This window comes from Calothrix sp. NIES-3974 (assembly GCF_002368395.1).
In the GTDB taxonomy this organism is placed as follows: Bacteria; Cyanobacteriota; Cyanobacteriia; order Cyanobacteriales; family Nostocaceae; genus NIES-3974.
This window is the reverse complement of sequence record NZ_AP018254.1, coordinates 2,375,409-2,395,523: the sequence shown is the minus strand read 5'-3', so window position 1 is coordinate 2,395,523 and position 20,115 is coordinate 2,375,409. Positions and strand designations below refer to the sequence as shown.

The window sequence follows — 20,115 nt, the reverse complement described above, 5'->3', positions numbered from 1 at the left end:
TAGAGAAGAGTGCTATGACGACCCCGATTGTGAGGAGAACAACGAATAAATCGATTCGTTCCCAAGAACCTGGCAAACCGAAAATGTTACCCTTAATGACTCGGCGTGCAGCTGCGGTGGTGACGGAAATCGCGTTGGTGACTGTTAGTGGACTAGTTCCCTTTGGGATTGGTGTATTGGCGAATTCGCGAACTGATGTGGAACGTGTACCGTTGAATCCGGTTTTGTCCCTGGTAGAACGGGAAGTTGCCCGTCCCCTGGCTTTACCTATTAACTATGGTACTCGTAATGTCACCTGGTTAACCAACTTTTTTTGGAGTGTGGGAGCATTGGCTTCCCTATCCCTAACTGGTTGGCAAATATACCTGTTGGCGAAAACGGGTAGTACTTTACCAAAACGCTGGTTTGGTGTGCGGGTTGTCACCAATGGGGGTACACCACCTGGTTTATTGGCTGTTGTCATCCGCGAAGGTGTGGGACGTTGGGCTTTACCTTTATCTGTCACCTATTTATTATGGCGTTATAGTCCCTTTTTCCCCAATCTCGGTGTATTTACGGGTTTGATGGCAGTGCTAATGTTAGCTGAATCGATGGGATTTCCCCGTTGGCGTGATAGTAAACGAGCCTTACATGACCGAATAGCGGGAACCTATACAATTGATGCAACGAAACCCTTCAGTGTCGCTAGTTTACGAGCTGGAAAACCCCAACCCGACCAATGGAATGAGCATGAAGAAGAAGCTGCGATCGCGGATGTGGTAATTTCTCCCCTTGGCGATCGCCGTCGTCAAGTTTGGGAGTGGATGCGACAAAATCCCAGTTTAACTTTGTTCCTAGTCGCATTGGTGAGTATGGTGGGTGTATTGGGAACTTTGATTGGGACTCAAATATATATTCAATCCCAAGAAAACCAACGGACAACGGAGCAGGGTAATCGCCAGCAGTTCCAGGAATTAGAAAAACGTCTCCAAGGGACTGCGACTACAAATTTAGCGGAACGACAACAAGCGATTATGGCGATGGGTACGTTAAAATACCCCCCTGCAACTAAGTATTTAGTCGATTTACTCCTCCAGGAAACTAATCCGGTATTACGCAGCACTATCCAACAATCCTTGGTGAATATCGGGATTGAGGCAATTCCAGAATTAAAGCGTAAAAACCAATTATTAACCAACGACTTAGCAACCAACAATCCGGCAAAAGCCCAGCAATTACAAGCTAATCAACAAGCGATTAATCAAATTTTGCTAGTGAATCGAGGTAAACTCCACCAAGTTGATCTCAGTCAAACCAATCTATCCCAACCGAATACTGGCACTAATCCCAACACATCCTTTAACTTGGTATTGGAAAGGATTGATTTATGGGGAGTCAATTTTAAAGGCGCTCAACTGAACCAAGGCAATTTCCCAGGTAGTCGTTTTCGCGGTCCGGGGAACGATGGTCGCTACGATACCTATGATGATTGGATTGCCGATTTAAGTCAAGCTGAACTCAAACAAGCCAACTTCCAAGAAGCAAACCTCAGTCGAGTCCTCCTGAATAAAAGCGATCTCAGTCGAGCTAACCTGAAAAAAGCTAACTTAGCCAGTGCGCGACTCATCGGCGCAAACCTCAGTAGTGCCCAATTAGTTGGTGCTGATTTACGCAATGCCGTCCTGGAAAACGCCAGCTTGACAGGTGCGGACCTGGGAGAAGCCAAATTAAACGAAGCCGAATTATTTGGAGCTAGATTAGGACGAGCGATCGCCATTGGTGCCTTTTTATCCCACGCTAATTTAACCAAAACCGATTGGCTGGGAGCGGATTTAAGTGGTGCTTATCTTGACCATACTAACCTCAGTAGTGCCAACCTCAGCGCTACCCGTCTCACCGGAGCCGTACTACGAGGTGCTAATTTAAGCAATGCTAACCTCAGTAATGCCGATTTGAGTTTAGCTGATTTACAACGAACCAATTTACGGGGAGCAGATTTTCAAGGAGCAATTCTCGCACCCGGTAATCAAAATCCCACGGAACAATTTGTGGAAACACCCCAAACAGGAGCAAAATCAGCACTTGTCAAGGGTGTGGATTTTAGTGAGGTGAAAAACCTAGATAAGCGTCAAATCGCTTACATTTGCACCCAGGGGGGAATTCATCCCAGTTGTCCGTAGTTGGGTAAATAGTACTCAACCACATTAATTTTGATGGGTGAGGAAAGGTTGGTAGTAGCCTTTTATCAGTCGGGTTGCGGAAAAAGTCTGAAGTGTGAGGGTGGGAATGGGGAGTCGGGAGTAGGAAATAGTTTTATACCAATTTAATGTAAAGTTGCACATAATTTGAACCCACTCCTTCACCTACGGAGAGGGAGAAATCCAGTCCCTCCCCGATTACCCTACGGGAACTTGCTACGGGGAGGGTTCGGGTGGGGTTCTTTCTATGCATCTTCAGATTAAATTGGTATTAACCCAAAAAATTACAGACGTAAGGTTTTTCCTAAATGCCTATTTAAGCGCTTACCAACCCGTACCTCACTTCTAGTAGGAAGCGGGGCTTTTTTTAGATTAAGCTAATTTTACAAACCATGTTATATTCAACCGATACCACCTAACTATGGATTTAAAATCACTGATTCGTGATATACCGGATTTTCCTAAACCAGGTATTCTCTTTCGGGATGTCACCACGTTATTACGCAACCCCCAGGGACTGCGATACACAATCGATTTGTTGGCTCAAAAATGCGATGAAGCTAATTTTCAAGTCGATTACGTGATTGGGATGGAATCACGGGGTTTTATTTTTGGTACACCCCTAGCCTATCAATTAGAAGCTGGGTTTATTCCGGTGCGAAAACCAGGGAAATTACCCGGTGCAGTACATTCGGTGGAATATGAGTTAGAATATGGTACTGATAAACTGGAAATACATCAAGATGCCTTGGAAAGTGGTAGCAAAGTATTAATCGTAGATGATTTAATTGCCACCGGGGGAACTGCGAGTGCGACCGCTCAATTGGTACAAAATATGGGCTGTGAGCTATTAGGATTCGGGTTTATTATCGAATTGCGGGATTTGGAAGGACGCAAGCAGTTACCGGATGTACCGATTATCAGCTTGGTTGAGTATTAGGAAAAGGAGACAGGAGACAAGTACTTAGAGAAAAACTACTCAGATGAATACACCGCAAGACTTTGACATTGTTTTCAACGTATTTTAGTATCTTGGGGTCTGTAGTGTATTTTCCTTTCCTTGTATGGGTTTGAGGCTGATTTCTGCCTCAAAAATGTTTAAGCTCCGTTATCCTGTATTCTGACTTTTCTTTCTATTCCTACTCCCTGTAGAGACGACCCTACGGGTCGTTTCTACGGACTATCCCTGAGAGTTTGAGGGATTTGTGAGAAATCCGGGTTCTGTATTCTGTCTTCTCAATTTCCTTTCCCCGTGTATAATTAGACATTTCAGATAGCGACTATGGAAAAATAGACCGATGACTGTAACAAGGGATGGATGGGAACTAAGACTGAATCGCATTTATGGGTGGTTGACTAGTGAAACTGTCTTATATATTGCCAAGCGTTTATTCCAGGCTTTAATTACCTTATTTTTGGCATCAGCTTTATCTTTTTTGATTATTCAGTTAGCTCCCGGTGATTTTGTTGATACCTTAAAACAAAATCCTCGGATTACTCCCGAACGGATTGCAGAAATTCGTCAGCAGTGGGGATTGGATAAATCTTGGGTAGAGCAGTATTTCCTATGGATATGGCGGATTATCAGCAAAGGGGACTTTGGTACAAGTTTTATTTTTCAGCGTTCGGTTTCCTCCCTAATCGGTGAACGGGTATTTTCCACCCTACTCCTAGCGGTTTCCTCACTAATCATTACTTGGGCGATCGCGTTACCTTTGGGTATTGTGGCCGCAGTTAATCAAAATCGTCTACCCGACCGGTTATTACAGGTAATTAGTTATGCGGGTCAAGGTTTTCCCAGTTTTATCACGGCTTTACTGTTATTGATTTTTGCCCAAGTTACGTCTCCCCTATTTCCGGTGGGTGGACAAACCAGTATTAACCATGATCAATTAACCTGGTTCGGACAAATAATTGATGTCGCTTGGCATATGATTTTACCAACGGTGGCTTTAAGTATTACCAGTTTTGCTGGTTTACAACGGATTACGCGAGGGGAATTACTGGATGTGCTGCGTCAAGATTATATCCAAACAGCCCGTGCTAAGGGTTTACCAGAAAATCGGGTGATTTATGTTCATGCACTGCGCAATGCGATTAATCCTTTGATAACCCTTTTAGGTTTTGAGTTAGCGGGTTTACTAAATGGTGCTTTTATTGCTGAATATTTCTTTAATTGGCCAGGATTAGGTCGGTTAACTTTACAAGCTTTGCAAGCTCAAGATTTATACGTTCTGATGGCGAGTTTAACAATGGGTGCGGTGCTATTAATTCTTGGTAATTTAATTGCTGATTTACTCCTCAAAGCTGCTGACCCACGGATTCGCTTGGAAGATTTGAATTGACATTGTGAAACAGACTAGAAGCCTGTTCCACAAAAAATCTGCCCAAAGTCAATTATTCCAACAACAATTCTTCCATGATTCAGAGACAATCATATTACTCAGCCGCATCGTCGTGGGCAAACTTATTATACAGAAAATCTAACGCATAATTACGTAAATCATAATACTGGGGGTCTTCCATAATCCGCGTGCGAATGCGAGGACGGGGGAAAGGAATTTCGAGAATCTCCCCAATTTTCGCGGCTGGACCATTGGTCATCATCACTAAACGGTCAGCCATGAATAAAGCTTCATCGATGTCATGGGTAATCATTAATACAGTAACCCGATGGTCACGCCAGATTTTTAATAGTTCTTCCTGTAATTCTTCCTTAGTGATGGCATCCAATGCACCGAAGGGTTCATCGAGGATGAGAACCTGGGGACGGATGGATAATGCACGAGCGATCGCAACTCGCTGTTTCATTCCTCCTGATATCTGTCCGGGTCGTTTATCAGCAGCTTCCAGTAAACCAACCATTGCTAAATGTTCTTTGACGATGGCCCGTTTTTCGGCTTCTGCCTTTTGCGGAAATACCGCATCTACTGCTGTATAAACGTTTTCAAAAACACTCATCCACGGTAGTAAACAGTAGTTTTGAAACACCATCATTCGGTCAGGTCCAGGTCCAGTAATCACTCGATTTTGTAATCTTACCTGTCCTTCCGTGGGTTGATTAAACCCCGACACCATATTGAGGAGAGTGGATTTACCACATCCAGAGTGTCCAATTACACAGATAAATTCTCCCTCTTGGACGGATAAGTTAATCCCATCAAGAACGACACGGGGACCGTTTGCAGTCGGATAAATTTTTGTAACTCCCTCAATCGTCAAAAATGGATTTGAGTCAGGAGAGGATGGTTGATGGGTTTGGGTAGTATTTATTGCTTGCATGGTAATAGGTTTGTGAGGAAATGGGGTTGATTGTAGAGACGACCCGTCAGATTGTCTCTACGGAAATCTAAAATCCATAGACGCACGTAGTGCGGATCAACCGAAGAGTAATCTAAAATTCTTGGATTCTAATTTCCCGTTTGATGGGGAAGGATTTAAGGTAATCAATGGGGTGGGAGGGATTAAAGGCTTTACCATCAAATATGTGGATAGGTTGGTCGCGACCAATGTCGAGTATCTCTAAGTCGCGAGCTGCTACACCGAACACATCGGTGCGACAAATTCTGTCTACCACATCTACCCAGTTCTTGGGAAATGGAACTAATCCCCAGCGAGCTAATTGGGTAAGAATCCATAACATTTCCACCCGTTCGGGATAGTTAGCTTTGTTGACAAAAAATTGATTGTAGGATGGTAAAAATTCTGCCTCTGTTCCGTCTCCCCGTTCGTAGGGGTCAATGAAACCAGGACGGATGCAATCGGTCGCAACACCGACATATTCCGGACGAGCGAGAATTTCTGCAATTTCGGGACGGTTGCGGATATCATCACAGTACTCGCAAGCCGACAATAGGGCTTTAACTAGGGCAATATGAGTTTGGGGATATTTTTCAGCCCAATCTTCCCGTACTCCTAGCACCTTTTCCGGGTGTTCTCCCCAGATATCTAAAGCGGTTGCAGCGACAAAACCAACTTGGTCACGGACAGCGTGGGTGTTCCAAGGACCACCAACACAATACCCATCAATTGTACCGGAACGCAAAGCGGAAACCATTTGCGGGGGAGAAATCACGGTCAATTCCACATCCCGATCCGGGTCAATTCCCCCTGCTGCCAACCAATACCGCAGTAATAAATTTTGCATCGATGCCGGGTGAACGATACCCAACACGTGATTTTTTTCTGTATCTGCTTGTAATACGGTTTTCAGGTCGGAAAGGGAATTAACACCTTTTTGTTGTAATTTTTGACTCAGGGTAATAGCGTTACCGTTACGGGAGAGGGTCATGGCAGTAACAACGGGGACAGGGGTTTTATCACCTGCACCTAGTGTTAAAGCTAGAGGCATTCCTGCCACCATTTGGGCTGCATCTAGTCTACCAGTTCCCACACCCTTAGCGACTTCCTTCCAACTGCTTTCCCGGTGGAGGGTGACTTGTTCTAAACCGAATTGAGCAAAAAAGCCTTTTTCCTGGGCAATAATTAGGGGTGCTGCATCGGTAAGGGGGATAAAACCGATATCCAGGTTGATTTTTTCCAGACCATGTTTAGAAATAATTCCAGGGGTGGAAACCTTAGCTGCTTGACGTTTTTTCGCTTGTTTTTGTTGATTGAGGAAATAAATCATCTCGTTACGTAAACCATAGTAACTGGGATGTTTGATTACCTCCAAGCGATCGCGCGGTCGGGGAATGGGTACTTCGAGGATTTGACCGATGTGAGCTTCCGGACCATTAGTAAGCATGACAATCCGGTCAGATAATAATAAGGCTTCATCCACATCGTGGGTCACCATCACACAGGTAAGTTGGTGTTCATTGCAGATTTTCATTAATTGGGTCTGCAAACTACCCCGTGTCAAAGCATCTAAAGCACCAAAGGGTTCATCTAACAGCAGTAACTTAGGACGAATTGCCAAAGCACGGGCAATCGACACCCGTTGTTTCATTCCCCCTGAAAGTTCACAGGGACGGCTATTGGCAGCATGACGTAATCCTACCAGATCAATATGGTGTTCGACAATTTGTCGCCGTTCCCCAGCTGGTTTGTTTTTAAAAACCTCATCAACCGCGATCGCAATGTTTTCCCGTACAGTTAACCAAGGTAGTAGGGAATAATTTTGAAACACCACCATTCGGTCAGGACCGGGTTCGCGCACTTCCCGTCCTTCCAGGGTGACACCTCCAGTTGTGGCTCGATCCAATCCGGCAATAATATTTAATAAAGTCGATTTTCCACAACCAGAGTGTCCAATCAAGGAAATAAATTCACCCTGTTGGATTTTCAATTCAATATTTTTTAGGGCAATATATTGACCGCCATTCGGCAAATTGAAAACACGATCCACGTGGTCAATTTCCACAAATGTATTCGTCGTTTTTTGGGGTTTATCGATATTGGTTAACATAATTTTGGATTTTGGATTTTGGATTTCCGTAGAGACGACCCGTCGGGTCGTCTCTACAACGTCGGGTCATCTCTACAACGTCGGGTTTTTTTTACTTCATTCTATTTCTGCTCCTGGGGGACAACCTTACTCGCAATAAAGGCAATCATGCGATCCAGAATCAAACCCACAATACCGACATACACCAGAGCTAAAACAATTTCACTTAAACGGGTACTATTCCACGCATCCCAAATAAAGAAACCAATTCCTACCCCACCGACTAACATTTCTGCTGCCACAATTGCTAACCATGATAAACCAATGCCGATACGTAATCCCGTAAAAATGTAGGGAACAGAAGCAGGAAAAACAATTTTATAAAAGTACTTAAATCCAGATAACTTCAACACCTGGGCAACATTTTTATAATCCTGGGGGATTTGTTGCACACCCACCGTTGTATTAATAATAATTGGCCAAATCGCCGTAATAAAAATCACGAAAATTGCCGACGGTTCACTATCGCGAAATGCAGCCAAGGAAATTGGTAACCAAGCCAAAGGAGGAACGGTACGCAAGACCTGAAAAATCGGGTCAACCGCTTCAAAAATAAAAGCATTGGCTCCAATCACCATTCCCAAACTAACGCCAACAATCGCTGCTAAACTAAAACCAATAGCAACCCGACCTAGACTAGCGAAAATCTGTAAAGCCAAACCCTTGTCCGTACCACCATTATCAAAAAACGGGTCAATAATCAAATCCCAAGTTTCCTGAATCACCTTAGTGGGAGGGGGAAGATTTGGTTTTTCACCCGAACAAGCAATTTGCCAGATAATTAAGAATAGTGCGATCGCAATTAATGGTGATATGATTTTTCGTCCCCGCTTTTGCAGAAACGTGACGAGGGATTTTTGAATCTTGCTCTGGGAAGGTTTTCTAATAGTTGTTGTCGCCATTTTCATCTCTGAGGTTTGTGGTAATGGGGAGGGAGTGGCAAAACTTGTATTTTGGGTGTGGTGAGAAGTCAGGTTCTGATAACGATTGTCTGCTACTACAGATATCTCCAGCAGATTGCAGGTAATTACAGGTAATTGTGGTACGTCATTTATATTTTAAAGGCTTGTAAGAAAGGGTTTTGACGACCATTTCCTCTATCCTTTATTCTTGAATTCTGCTGTATCATCAAAACCTGACTTCTGAAAAATATTACAATTACCTGATACTACAGATACCTATCGTAAAAACCCAACCTCTAAAACACGGAATATTCACCTTATACCTTATATTGATAGACACAACTGTCTCCTGTATTCTCAAACTACACCTTACGAATCTTTAACCCTTTTAAGTATTCCTGCGGTTTCTCTGGGTCAAACTTCACCCCATCAAAAAAGGTTTCCACACCCCGTGATGTACTTTGGGGTATTTCCGCATCTGGAACTTTCAATGCTTTAGCAGCTTCCTTCCACAGGTCTTCCCGATTAACTTTATCAATAATCGCTTTGGTGTCCAAATTCGCAGGTAGATAACCCCAACGCATATTTTCCGTTAAAAACCATAAATCGTGGCTCTTATAGGGGTAAGACGCATTATCTCGCCAATACTTCATCATTAGGGTACTAGAATAGTCTTCCACCCGACCCGTACCGTAATCAAATTTACCTTGGGAACGATCGATAATATCAGCAACTGGTACCTTAAACCATTCACGTCGAGATAGGATTTCGCACATTTCCTGACGATTCTCCGGTTTGTCGCACCACTGTTGCGCTTCCATTACTGCCATTAATAAAGCTTTGGTTGCTTTTGGATGTTTATCCACCCAATCTGCACGCATGGCAAAGGCTTTTTCTGGATGATCTTTCCATATTTCCCCAGTAGTCGCAGCCATATAACCCACTTTTTGGTTAACAGTTTGTAATGGCCAAGGTTCACCCACACAAAAAGCTTCCATATTGTTCACTTTCACGTTTGCAACCATCTGGGGAGGGGGAACAACAATAGTCGAAACCTCCGTATCGGGATTAATTCCCGCAGCAGCTAACCAGTAACGAATCCACATATCATGGGTTCCACCCGGGAAGGTCATTGCAGCTTTGAGTTCTTTCTTCCCTGCGGCTTTTTGTTTTGCGAATGCATCTTTGAGGGGTTTAGCATCAACTCCGACTTTCAAATCTTTGTAGGTATTTGCCAGCAGAATTCCCTGACCATTCACATTCAATCGCGCCAAAATATACATGGGAACCTTTTTCCCATCTGTTACTGTTCCTAGAGAGATCAGATAGGGCATTGGGGTTAGGATATGGGCACCATCGATACCATTTCCAGCAGAACCCAATACTAAATTATCACGGGTTGTCCCCCAGGAAGCCTGTTTAATGACTTCCACATCCTTCATGCCATATTTGGCGAATAAACCCTTTTCTTTCGCAATAATTAAGGGTGCAGCATCCGTTAAAGCAATGAATCCGAGTTTAGCAGTGGTGACTTCCGGTGCGTCTGCTGCTGAAACATTGGCAGCTGGAACTGCGCTATTATTTCCGTTCCCATTTGTGGCAGTATTATCACTAGAAGATGTGCAGCCATGAACCCAAAGCGTACCTGCTGCTGCTGCACCAGTGGTAATCAAAAATTTACGGCGCGATAGATTAGTCATGGTTGGATTATTGTATTAGTGGTAATGAGTTATATCGATATTTGGAGTTTGGATTTTGCGGAAAGTTGATGGGAGATTTATTCTTCCGCCAAACTTTCCAAGACGGATTTTGGATTTGCTTTCAAGAAACACGGAGAAAGGGTGTGCGAAGATATGACAAGGTTGAAGGATACGCAATATCTTTTGTGATTGCGTCGTCCCACTCGCAAATTCATAAAGTCAAACCGTATTGTCTGTGTTGCCTATCCCTGAGTCAAGTGTTAGCCCGCACTTTCCCCATCTTTGATGCAACTATGTGGATTTTTGCTCATACTAAGTTGCTATCTAATGATATTAATATCCGTCATTGCAACCGAAGGGAAGCAATCTCATCATCCTCAAACTACCAGAACAGAAGTCAACTTGGTATCAACTACTGTCAGGGGTTTGAGGCTTGTTTCTGCCTCAAAAATGGTTAAGTCCCGTTAGCAATATTCAGGTTGGATGGGGTTGGGAACATCAACCTTTTAAAAATCCAAAATCTACAATCCAAAATTACATTGTTTTTTACTGTGGAGCGTATTTTGGTTTTGCTCCGAAATACTGAATTAATAAATCACGCAAAACTGGTTGCAAGTCTTCACAGGGAACACCTTTAGTGATGCAAGTTCCTAATTTCGCATCTTTACCGACTTTCCCACCCATATAAATATCAACCCCTTCCACGGCTTTACCGTTTTTGCGCGCTTTGGTTCCCATCAAACCGATGTCTGCAACCTGGGGTTGTCCACAGGAATTGGGACACCCTGTCCAATGAATTCGCACTGGTTGGGTGATATCCAGTTCCGCTTCCAGTGACTTTATCAATTCAACGGCTCGATTTTTGGTTTCAATCAGGGCAAAATTACAAAATTGCGCACCCGTACAGGAAACTAGCGATCGCGTTAATCGACCTGGATTAATTGTAAATTTTTCTAGCAATTTTTCTGCTAAAAACGATACCAAATTACCATCGGGAATATTCGGGATAATAATATTTTGCTCAACAGTAAAACGGATTTCTCCACTGCCGTAAACCTCTGCCAGCCGGGCAATTTGGGACATGTCTTCGGCTTGTAAGCGTCCTACAGGCACATGCATCCCTACGTAATTTAATCCTGGTTGCTTTTGCTTTGATACACCGATATGGTCGCGCTTTTCCCAGTCAATTTCGTCGTGGGGTGCTGCTGAAACAAATTTATATCCCAGTTTATTCTCGACTGCTGCACGAAATTGATCAATTCCCCATTCATCAATTAACCACATTAATCGGGACTTTTGCCGATTAGCCCGTAAACCGTTGTCGCGGTACACTTCTAATACAGCTCGACAAACTGCAACTACCTCCTCCGGTGTCACCCATGCATTCAACGGAACTGCTGCTTCACAACGTTTAGCGGAGAAAAACCCCCCCACCAGCACATTAAAGCCGAATTTTTCGCCCTCAGCCAAAGTCTGAAAAGCCGGAACAAAGGCTAAGTCATTAATCTCTGCATGAACCGAATTATCCCGTCCCCCCGTAATCGCAATATTAAATTTGCGCGGTAGATTCGTAAATTCAGAATTTCCTTCACCAAAGTTGGTAATCATATCCTGAATTTGCTGAACTAGTTCACGGGTATCATACAATTCATCCGCATCTAATCCCGCAACTGGGTCTCCAGTAATATTACGCACATTATCCATTCCCGACTGGACACTGGTCAAACCAACTGCACGAAAGCGATTAAAGATTTCCGGTAAATCCTCAATCCGAATTCCCCGTAATTGAATATTTTGACGAGTGGTAATATCTGCGCTGGCATCATCCCCGTAACGTTTGAGTATATCTGCTAACACATACATTTGTGTCGCAGTCATAATCCCGTTAGGGGTGCGCAACCGCATCATAAATTTACCTGGAGTTACCGGACGAAAGAACACACCCAACCATTTGAGACGGTGGTCACGGTCGGTGGTGTCGATTGCGTCCCAACCCATTATCGCAAATTTTTCAATTTCCGCCTTGACCGCTAGTCCATCTTTTTCAGCTTTAAATTTCTCAAATTTGTTGAGATTGGTTGTGGTAGTTGCTAAGTCTGTCATGGGAGTAAACCGTATCTGAGGGATGGGAAAATTCAGTGAAGAATTATCAGTCTGAAATAATTTTCTGAAGTATACTTTGCACGCTGACATATTTCCCTTTTATTTTGTTGACAGTTGATCTTTAAGTATTAACTGTCTAAACGAAAAGCTCAGTTTATGAACGTGAAAAGTATATTTAACTAGAAAATAGGGAACAAAGAGACGACCTAACGGATTGTTTGCATGGGAAGGGTGACTGTTTTCTCCATAAATTCATTGAGCAAATTTATTTGTCAAGTTGTTGTGAATACCAGCTTTGCCAAAATTCACATAAACCTAAGTTAAGGTTGATGTAGCAGAAAAATCGTATAAATTGTTACGAAATAATGCCTGATATGTATTTAACGTAATTATTCGATGTAAAACCTGCATATAAATAGGTTTTTGACGGAGAAAAAGGCTGTTATTGTAGCGATGGAGAGGGTGGTTATCGCGTTTTAATTGTTCTTCCGTATCCATGTAATCATCGTAATACCAATTAGAAAAAATAATGTCACAGATAGGAAGATTAAACCCTCGCTGGAAATTTTCTTATTCTTATCTAGTTGTGTCCAAATGACATGGGGAGGACTGATATAAAAAGGGGTTTCCAATCCATAGACACGTAGCAGAACGATCGCAGGGTAATCCAAAATCTGTCTTGGAAAGTTTGGTGGAAGAATAAATCTCCCCCGAAGTTTACCGGAAAGCGCAAAGTCTGGGGGGATACTCCCCCCGTAGAACTTTGTCAGAAGAAAATCTTCCCGGTAACTTCTCTTCCCCAACTTTCCGCAAAATCCAAAATAGTATAGGGAGTTTTAACTTGTGGATAGAATAAGTCAACTCGTATTACGTGGAGAAAAAGCATGGGATACGGGGGATTATTTAAGTGTACAGCAGTGTTTACAGCAGCTAATTTCTCTGGTAGGAACACAAAGTTTAGGGAAATTTGGTGATCGCGAAAAATTATTAGATTGGGCTGTATTCTTATTAGAGGCAGGAGATTTTCAACAACGGTGGGAAATTGCCAAGATATTTGGACGTTTAGGGGAAATTGCCATTCCCAGATTGTTAGTATTGTTGGCAGATGAAGAAGCGGAAGAAGAACTACGTTGGTATGGGGTGCGGATTTTAGGTGAACTGAAATCACCTCAAGCGATCGCACCCTTAATAGAATTGCTGCAAACCAGTGAGGATGAGGATTTGCAGCTAATGGCTACCAATGCATTAGCACAAATTGGTGAATCAGCAATTCCTGCGATCGCCCAGTTACTTGCTAGTCCTGCGACTCGTTTACAGGCTGTTCGTTGTTTATCCTATATCCATCATCATCAAACTATTGATTATTTACTACCCTTAATTCAAGATGAAGATGCTTTTGTGAGGTTAACCGTTATCGAAGCACTGGGTAGTTTCCAGGAACCCAGGGTAATTACTGCACTTGTAGAAGCCTTGACTGACCCAGTTGCAACAGTCAGAAAAGAAGCAGTGACAGCGTTAGGATATCGTCCTGACTTACGGGATAGTCATCACCTTTGTCAACATCTCCAACCCCGCTTATTTGACGTGAATTTAGAGGTTTGTTGTGCAGCAGCGATCGCTCTGGGGAGAATGGGTTGTGATACAGCTAACCAATATTTATATAACGTGTTTCAATCAGACCATACACCAAAGCGACTGCAATTAGAAATAATTCGTAGCCTATCCTGGTCAGGGATAATCAGTGGAGTCCGATACCTAGAAAAAATCATCCACAACTGTTGCGAAATAACTCTGTGTCAAGAAATTATTACCTGTTTAGGACGGATTTCTCATCCTTCCCTACAAATCAAAGCCACAGAAATCCTCCAGGAGATGTTGCAAAAGCCACACCCATCCACCCACAATACAGAAATTAGATGGGCGATCGCTTTTAGTTTAGGACAACTCGCTCAAACCAGCGCCATCGATGCAGTCACCAAACTTTTAGAAGACCAAGAAGAAATAGTCCGGATTCATGCGATCGCCGCTTTGAAACGTCTTGCTCCCAAAATCGCATCACAAAATTGATCGCAATATCATAGAGACGCGATATATCGCGTCTCTATGTAACGTCCTATTTTCAATTCATATTTGGATTCAGCAACGTCTATATTTTTTGTCAATCCATAACCATGCTGTATTTGGGAAAAATTCCCCGGATACAGACATCAACTACTTTGTATTCGCGAGTTTGACATTTTTCGCCAAACCAATAGCCTGAAGTAACTGAATCGTCATCCAGGTCATATCAAATTCCCACCACTGCAAACCATGACGGGCAGAATACTGATAGGCGTGGTGATTATTGTGCCAACCTTCACCAAAAACTAAAAGAGCTACCCACCAGCAATTTGTGGAATTATCTTGAGATTCATGGGATTGATAACCAAACTTATGGGTAGCACTATTTACCAGCCAAGTGCAGTGCCAGACAAAAACAATCCGGAAAAAGATACCCCAAACGACAAAAGACCAACCACCCAACCAAAGCAGGAAAAATCCGAGGGCAAATTGTAGGGGAATAAAATATTTTTCCAAAAACTGATAAACTGGGTCGTCAGCGATATCTTTGGTGAAACGTGGTAGGTCGGCTTGATCATCCCGAAAGAAAAATAACCAACCCATGTGACTCCACCAAAAACCCTTATTGGAATCGTGGGGATCATCGGCTTTATCGGAATGGAGATGGTGAATCCGATGTGTTCCTACCCATTCAATGGGTCCACCTTGGACTGCTAAGGTACCACAAAAAGCCAGAAAGTATTCTAGCCATTTCGGGGTTTGGAAACTGCGATGGGTAATTAGGCGATGGAAACCGAGGGTAATTCCCAGTCCACCGGTAAACCAGTAAAGGAAAACAGCGACTCCAACTGCTTTCCAACTAAAGAAGGCGGGAACGAGCGCTAGTAAGGCTCCTAAATGTACCGCAGCGAAGAAGAGGGTATTAACCCAGTTGATTTGGCGTTTGGTTGATGTAGCAATTGTCATGCAAAAACCTGAATGTGATTAGGGAATTCGCCTTCTGCGCAATCTCTAAAATCCGCAAAATTACGTTTTTTTATTAAGAGGGACTAAATGAACAGCTTGGAACAGCTGCGGCAAGCAGAACAGGCACTGTTACCGATTTTTTCTGGTATTGACGCACAGGTCAAGCAAAATTTGCAAAGAGTTTTGCGAGCCTTCCAAAATCATCGTGTGGGGGCACATCATTTTGCTAGTGTTAGCGGATATGGCCATGATGATTTAGGACGGGAAACCCTTGATCGAGTTTTTGCTTCTGTTATGGGGTCAGAAGCCGCAATTGTCCGTGTTCAGTTTGTTTCCGGAACCCACGCGATCGCATGTGCTTTGTATGGGGTTCTGCGACCTGGCGATGAAATGCTCGCGGTGGTTGGCGCACCCTACGACACCTTGGAGGAGGTAATCGGCACACGGGGTAGTGGGCAAGGTTCTCTTATTGAGTTTGGCATAAGTTACCGCCAATTGGACTTGACCCCATCGGGAAATGTGGACTGGGATACTTTAGAATCAGCGATTAAACCCGAAACTCGATTGGTGTTAATTCAGCGTTCCTGCGGTTATGCATGGCGTTCCAGCCTATCCATAGCGGAAATTGAAAAAATTATTAAAATTGTCAAACGCCAAAATCCAGACACGGTTTGTTTTGTGGATAACTGCTACGGGGAATTTATTGAGACCCAGGAACCAACCCATGTAGGTGCGGATTTAATGGCGGGTTCCCTGATTAAAAATCCAGGGGGTACAATTGTGACGGCGGGAGGATACATTGCTGGTAGAGCGGATTTAGTTGAACAAGCAGCCTGTCGCTTAACAGCACCGGGAATTGGTAGCTATGGAGGAGCCACCTTTGACCAACATCGTTTACTCTATCAAGGATTATTTTTAGCACCACAAATGGTGGGTGAGGCAATGAAGGGAACCCATTTAACGGGATATGTATTCGACAAGTTAGGATATCCAGTTAACCCCCCACCCCTAGCACCACGACGGGATGTCATTCAAGCAATTAAACTGGGTTCCCCCGAAAAATTACTAGCCTTCTGTAAAGCCGTCCAACAGAACTCTCCCATTGGTTCCTACCTCGACCCCATCCCCGATGAAATGCCGGGGTACGAGAGCCTTGTAGTCATGGCTGGTGGTACATTCATCGAAGGGAGTACCCTAGAATTTTCCGCTGATGGCCCATTGCGGGAACCCTACATAGTTTACTGTCAAGGGGGAACCCACTGGACCCATATTGCGATCGCTCTGGAATCGGCAATCGAGGCTATTACTAAAATTGACTAAGTAATTCGTAATTCGTAATTCGTAATTTGTAATAGCCTACGGTCAGGCTTTGTTTACGTGATTAATTGGGAATTCGGTACTATCTGTTTCCCAATTTCTGATAACGCCTGACGGAGAAGGTTTTGCCTAGGTAGAATAATCCAAAATCCATAGACGCGTTGGCGAAAGCCATGCCTTTAGGCTAGCGGATCGACCGAAGGGTAATCTAAAATCCAAAATCTACAATCCAAAATCCAAAATCCAAAATCTAAAATCTAAAATCTGAACCAGAACGGGAAATCGACCAATGACGGTCAGAACTTTGAACAATTTTTACTCCTGTTAACCCTACAGATTCAACAATTTCTCTGACTTCATTCAAGGTTAAAGCTGCATGTAGGGAATCGCGGAATAATTTTACTTGATGGGGGTCATATTCCTGACCAATACTATTCACAAGTTGATTAATGGTTTCCCTATCCCCTGGTCGAAATAAATCCCGAATCAAAAGTCCTCCATTGGGCTTAACTACACGTTTAACCTGCTCAAAAAATAATTTTGGTTCTGGTAAATGATGCACCAAGCTGTTAGATATAACTAAATCAAAATAACCATCTGGGTAAGGTAAATTTTTGGCATCGGCCAATTCTAAGCTAATTTGAGCTGTTAAACCCGCTTTGAACACATGTTGTCTTGCGATCGCTAACATTGTTTCCGCCATATCAATGGCAATTATTCGCCATTGAGGACGACTTTGTGCCATCATCACCGGAATTCGACCAGGACCTGTACCAATATCCAATACTAGAGCCACATCTAGATCACATTGCGCGATCGCCTCATTCACAAAAGCCTGATTTACCTCCGTAAAATCCATCTTGTCATAAGCTAGCGATTCTTCCAGGCTATCCATCACTTCCGGCTCTAAAATACGCTCCATTCTCACTTCCCAAGCATTTTAATTATGAATACAGGATACAACTGGAAAAGCGATTTTAAATCAGCCTTGAAAACTATCATCACACACCTGATTCACCTGAAATCTGGCACGTAGTAGCGCTTTAGCGTCTTCATATTTCTTGATATCAAAGCTTTTTCAGAGCTAGAAGCACAACTACGAACCCCTCATAACCAACCTATGTGGTAGATATTTACACTTACACCTATCTATTTGAACAATTTCAGAATTACTACGTAAGCAATCCTGTCTCATAAAATTAAAAAATAAATAAAGCATCAGTAATTATAGCTAATTTGTTGATCTGGAAAAAATATTTCTCACCATCAATGATTCTCAAATAACTTGGTTTTTGTATAGCAGACTCAACAGTATTTAAAATTTGAGTATAATTTTATTCCACCTCTAGGAAAATCGAATATCCTGTGGCAATAATAGAAATAATTCAGATGAGTGTCAGGGAGAAGTGAATGTGGATAGGCAGGGTCGTTATAACTCAAAGAATACTGTTCCTTTGCAAATGCCGACAACCTACATCAAAGCAAGGAAACACGGCACAATCGAAAATGATTTAGAAAACGGTACAACACCAGAAATGATGATTCCGCCAGAAGAAGACCAAGGTTCTGATGCCACCCAACTCCTACGTCAAGGCATAGAACATCAACAGTCTGGAGATTTTGTCGCCGCACTGCAATCATTACAGCAATCCTTAGCTCTGTTCCAAGCATTTGGTAATACCCAAAGACAGGCACAAACCCTATCTTGTTTGGCTTTAGTTGCCTATAACTCCGGTGATTACAAAAGCGCTATTTCCTATTCACGGCAATGTTTAACAATTAGCAGCCAGTCAACGGATTTACGTTTACAGTTACAAGCCCTTTCCCATATTGGCAATTCCTATCGGCATTTAGGAGAACACGAAAAGGGAATAGAATTTTTAAAAAAATGTCTAGAAATCGCTCAACAACACCAGGATATCCGTTCTCAAGTTGCAGCATTAAATAATTTAGGACTTGTTTATAAATCTTTGGGTGATTTAGCAACAGGAATCAAATATCAAGAACAAAGTCTAGAATTAGTGCGCCAACTACAAGACCATTGGGGAGAAGAACAAGTACTGAAAAACCTTGGCAATGCCTGGTACACCCTAGGTAATTATCCCCAGGCGATTTCATATTACGATGAATGTATCAAAATATCCTATCAATTAAAAAATTACCGTGGTGTGATTCAAGTATTAAAAAATTTAGGTAATGCTTCCTACGCCCTAGGGGATTATCCACAGGCAATCAAGTACTATTCTGAAAGACTAGAAGTTGGTCAAAAAATCCGTGATAAGCGCTGTCAAGAGCAGTCCCTTGGTAGTTTAGGAGTCACTTGCGAAGCAATTGGAGACCATGCTCAAGCGATTCAATATTATGAACAGCGTCTAGAGATTCTCAATCAACTCAATGACCGTCGTAGTCGAGAACAAGTAATCATTAGCCTGAAAAATGCCTGTTATACCCTAGGTGATTATAAAAAAGCGATGTATTACGAAGAAATGGCCGCCTCTGCTAGTTAAATGATAAATTGGATTACCCTGCGGATACATGCAGCGTTTTCATAGACAACCCGCTATGGGTCTATGGATTTGAGATTTTGGATTATCAATTTCAACTTGATATCCTAGGTTCGCTGAGTTGATTAATTATTTGTTGGATTTGAACTTGCTGTTGAGAATTGCTCACCAGTATTTCCAGAGATACCTGAACATATTCATTGTCGATTTGGGTAGCTATTTGCTGCAAAATTTCTGCGGTAATTTTGACCGGAAAAAATTTACATTCGACCACGTATTCTGATATGTTAGAGTTACTTGCCTGAGTTTTAAAAATACAATTATCCCTATTATCTGGATTGTGTTCAGGATTTTGATAATTCGTTAAATCAATTGCAGCTAACTGAATCGGGGGAGAAGCAACTTGTTCGACAATAATTACTTCTCGACGAATGGGAACTTCGACAATTCGAGCGCGGATTTCCTTTTTAATTAAAACTGTACCAACTTTTTTCTTTTCACGTTTTACCAGCAGTCCTTCTGCTAATAATGGTATGGTAATTGTATCTGTTTTTGTATCTGGTATACTTGCTGAAAATACATCAGAATTTTGGGAATCAGAAAAATTATTCATTGTCGAATACCTTTTAACGAATACCTTTTAAAATTGATAGGACTTACGCATTCGTTACGAGAAATTAGGTGTTTGGGATTGCTACTTTGCCAGAAGTTGCTGTGCGTCTACCTTTCGACCTAATGACAGTGTTTACGTTGTCCTTACGTAAGTCCTGATTGAAACAAGAGTGGGGGAATTTATTGACAGCAGAATTCAGGAATACAGTCGGGAAAACATTTTCTCACCAGCCTTGAAAATTAGCCTTGAAAATTTAAATGATGTACCACATTTCCTGTATTTCTTACCCTCAAACCAACAGAAATAGTCCGTAGAGACGACCC

The 20,115-nt window shown here is 42.6% G+C and carries 15 protein-coding genes; 6 read left to right on the top strand and 9 right to left on the bottom strand.

The genetic code is table 11. The annotated features are described in order from the left end of the window. Positions 1–14 precede the first annotated feature (14 nt). Entirely contained in the window at positions 15–2,159 is a 2,145-nt protein-coding gene (locus tag CDC37_RS09410; RefSeq protein ID WP_096621527.1) for a pentapeptide repeat-containing protein, read from the top strand. A 24-nt stretch (positions 2,160–2,183) separates the two neighbouring features. Here the strand turns inward: CDC37_RS09410 and CDC37_RS24170 are convergent, their stop codons facing one another. After that, positions 2,184–2,321: a hypothetical protein gene (locus tag CDC37_RS24170; protein WP_157780700.1), complete on the bottom strand. Its 138-nt coding sequence runs from the start codon at positions 2,319–2,321 to the stop codon at positions 2,184–2,186. 277 nt (positions 2,322–2,598) lie between these two features. Here CDC37_RS24170 and CDC37_RS09405 point away from each other — a divergent pair, with 277 nt between their 5' ends. Both CDC37_RS09405 and CDC37_RS09400 read left to right on the top strand, forming a co-directional pair. Next, positions 2,599–3,117, top strand: coding sequence for an adenine phosphoribosyltransferase (locus CDC37_RS09405; protein ID WP_096621526.1), 519 nt, complete (start codon positions 2,599–2,601; stop codon positions 3,115–3,117). A 358-nt stretch (positions 3,118–3,475) separates the two neighbouring features. Then, complete coding sequence (locus tag CDC37_RS09400; RefSeq protein ID WP_096621525.1) at positions 3,476–4,522, top strand: ABC transporter permease; 1,047 nt, start codon at positions 3,476–3,478, stop codon at positions 4,520–4,522. Between the two features lie 94 nt (positions 4,523–4,616). On the opposite strand, the gene CDC37_RS09395 is transcribed toward CDC37_RS09400, so the two are convergent. From CDC37_RS09395 to CDC37_RS09375, 5 genes are all read right to left on the bottom strand, one after another. Continuing rightward, positions 4,617–5,459: a nitrate ABC transporter ATP-binding protein gene (locus tag CDC37_RS09395; RefSeq protein ID WP_096621524.1), complete on the bottom strand. Its 843-nt coding sequence runs from the start codon at positions 5,457–5,459 to the stop codon at positions 4,617–4,619. A 112-nt stretch (positions 5,460–5,571) separates the two neighbouring features. Next, positions 5,572–7,587 (bottom strand): ABC transporter ATP-binding/substrate-binding protein, encoded by a 2,016-nt coding sequence (locus tag CDC37_RS09390; protein ID WP_096621523.1) that lies wholly within the window; start codon positions 7,585–7,587, stop codon positions 5,572–5,574. 101 nt (positions 7,588–7,688) lie between these two features. Then, on the bottom strand, positions 7,689–8,528 hold the full coding sequence (gene ntrB / locus CDC37_RS09385) for a nitrate ABC transporter permease (RefSeq protein WP_096621522.1): 840 nt from the start codon (positions 8,526–8,528) through the stop codon (positions 7,689–7,691). Positions 8,529–8,890: 362 nt separating this feature from the next. Beyond that, entirely contained in the window at positions 8,891–10,228 is a 1,338-nt protein-coding gene (locus CDC37_RS09380) for a CmpA/NrtA family ABC transporter substrate-binding protein (RefSeq protein ID WP_096621521.1), read from the bottom strand. 546 nt (positions 10,229–10,774) lie between these two features. Further along, on the bottom strand, positions 10,775–12,331 hold the full coding sequence (locus CDC37_RS09375; protein WP_096621520.1) for a ferredoxin--nitrite reductase: 1,557 nt from the start codon (positions 12,329–12,331) through the stop codon (positions 10,775–10,777). A gap of 843 nt (positions 12,332–13,174) precedes the next feature. On the opposite strand from CDC37_RS09375, the gene CDC37_RS09370 reads away from it, so the two are divergent. Then, positions 13,175–14,398 carry a HEAT repeat domain-containing protein gene (locus tag CDC37_RS09370; protein WP_096621519.1) on the top strand — a complete coding sequence of 408 codons (1,224 nt, stop codon included), beginning with the start codon at positions 13,175–13,177 and terminating at the stop codon, positions 14,396–14,398. Between the two features lie 144 nt (positions 14,399–14,542). On the opposite strand, the gene CDC37_RS09365 is transcribed toward CDC37_RS09370, so the two are convergent. Further along, positions 14,543–15,358: an acyl-CoA desaturase gene (locus CDC37_RS09365; RefSeq protein WP_096621518.1), complete on the bottom strand. Its 816-nt coding sequence runs from the start codon at positions 15,356–15,358 to the stop codon at positions 14,543–14,545. An 87-nt stretch (positions 15,359–15,445) separates the two neighbouring features. Here CDC37_RS09365 and CDC37_RS09360 point away from each other — a divergent pair, with 87 nt between their 5' ends. Beyond that, on the top strand, positions 15,446–16,678 hold the full coding sequence (locus CDC37_RS09360; protein WP_096621517.1) for a methionine gamma-lyase family protein: 1,233 nt from the start codon (positions 15,446–15,448) through the stop codon (positions 16,676–16,678). A gap of 247 nt (positions 16,679–16,925) precedes the next feature. Here the strand turns inward: CDC37_RS09360 and CDC37_RS09355 are convergent, their stop codons facing one another. After that, entirely contained in the window at positions 16,926–17,597 is a 672-nt protein-coding gene (locus CDC37_RS09355; protein ID WP_096621516.1) for a class I SAM-dependent methyltransferase, read from the bottom strand. Positions 17,598–18,135: 538 nt separating this feature from the next. Here CDC37_RS09355 and CDC37_RS09350 point away from each other — a divergent pair. After that, positions 18,136–19,182 (top strand): tetratricopeptide repeat protein, encoded by a 1,047-nt coding sequence (locus CDC37_RS09350; protein WP_096621515.1) that lies wholly within the window; start codon positions 18,136–18,138, stop codon positions 19,180–19,182. A 91-nt stretch (positions 19,183–19,273) separates the two neighbouring features. On the opposite strand, the gene CDC37_RS09345 is transcribed toward CDC37_RS09350, so the two are convergent. Next, entirely contained in the window at positions 19,274–19,792 is a 519-nt protein-coding gene (locus CDC37_RS09345; protein ID WP_096621514.1) for a hypothetical protein, read from the bottom strand. Between the last annotated feature and the right edge of the window lie 323 nt (positions 19,793–20,115).

What these genes read in the sequence shown, in the direction of transcription:
- CDC37_RS09380 (WP_096621521.1), bottom strand. Translation starts at nt 10,228, where the DNA reads ATGACTAATCTATCGCGCCGTAAATTTTTGATTACCACTGGTGCAGCA.
- ntrB (WP_096621522.1), bottom strand. Translation starts at nt 8,528, where the DNA reads ATGGCGACAACAACTATTAGAAAACCTTCCCAGAGCAAGATTCAAAAA.
- CDC37_RS09390 (WP_096621523.1), bottom strand. Translation starts at nt 7,587, where the DNA reads ATGTTAACCAATATCGATAAACCCCAAAAAACGACGAATACATTTGTG.
- CDC37_RS09405 (WP_096621526.1), top strand. Translation starts at nt 2,599, where the DNA reads ATGGATTTAAAATCACTGATTCGTGATATACCGGATTTTCCTAAACCA.
- CDC37_RS09395 (WP_096621524.1), bottom strand. Translation starts at nt 5,459, where the DNA reads ATGCAAGCAATAAATACTACCCAAACCCATCAACCATCCTCTCCTGAC.
- CDC37_RS09410 (WP_096621527.1), top strand. Translation starts at nt 15, where the DNA reads ATGACGACCCCGATTGTGAGGAGAACAACGAATAAATCGATTCGTTCC.
- CDC37_RS09355 (WP_096621516.1), bottom strand. Translation starts at nt 17,597, where the DNA reads ATGGAGCGTATTTTAGAGCCGGAAGTGATGGATAGCCTGGAAGAATCG.
- CDC37_RS09360 (WP_096621517.1), top strand. Translation starts at nt 15,446, where the DNA reads ATGAACAGCTTGGAACAGCTGCGGCAAGCAGAACAGGCACTGTTACCG.
- CDC37_RS09400 (WP_096621525.1), top strand. Translation starts at nt 3,476, where the DNA reads ATGACTGTAACAAGGGATGGATGGGAACTAAGACTGAATCGCATTTAT.
- CDC37_RS24170 (WP_157780700.1), bottom strand. Translation starts at nt 2,321, where the DNA reads ATGTGCAACTTTACATTAAATTGGTATAAAACTATTTCCTACTCCCGA.
- CDC37_RS09350 (WP_096621515.1), top strand. Translation starts at nt 18,136, where the DNA reads ATGCCGACAACCTACATCAAAGCAAGGAAACACGGCACAATCGAAAAT.
- CDC37_RS09365 (WP_096621518.1), bottom strand. Translation starts at nt 15,358, where the DNA reads ATGACAATTGCTACATCAACCAAACGCCAAATCAACTGGGTTAATACC.
- CDC37_RS09375 (WP_096621520.1), bottom strand. Translation starts at nt 12,331, where the DNA reads ATGACAGACTTAGCAACTACCACAACCAATCTCAACAAATTTGAGAAA.
- CDC37_RS09345 (WP_096621514.1), bottom strand. Translation starts at nt 19,792, where the DNA reads ATGAATAATTTTTCTGATTCCCAAAATTCTGATGTATTTTCAGCAAGT.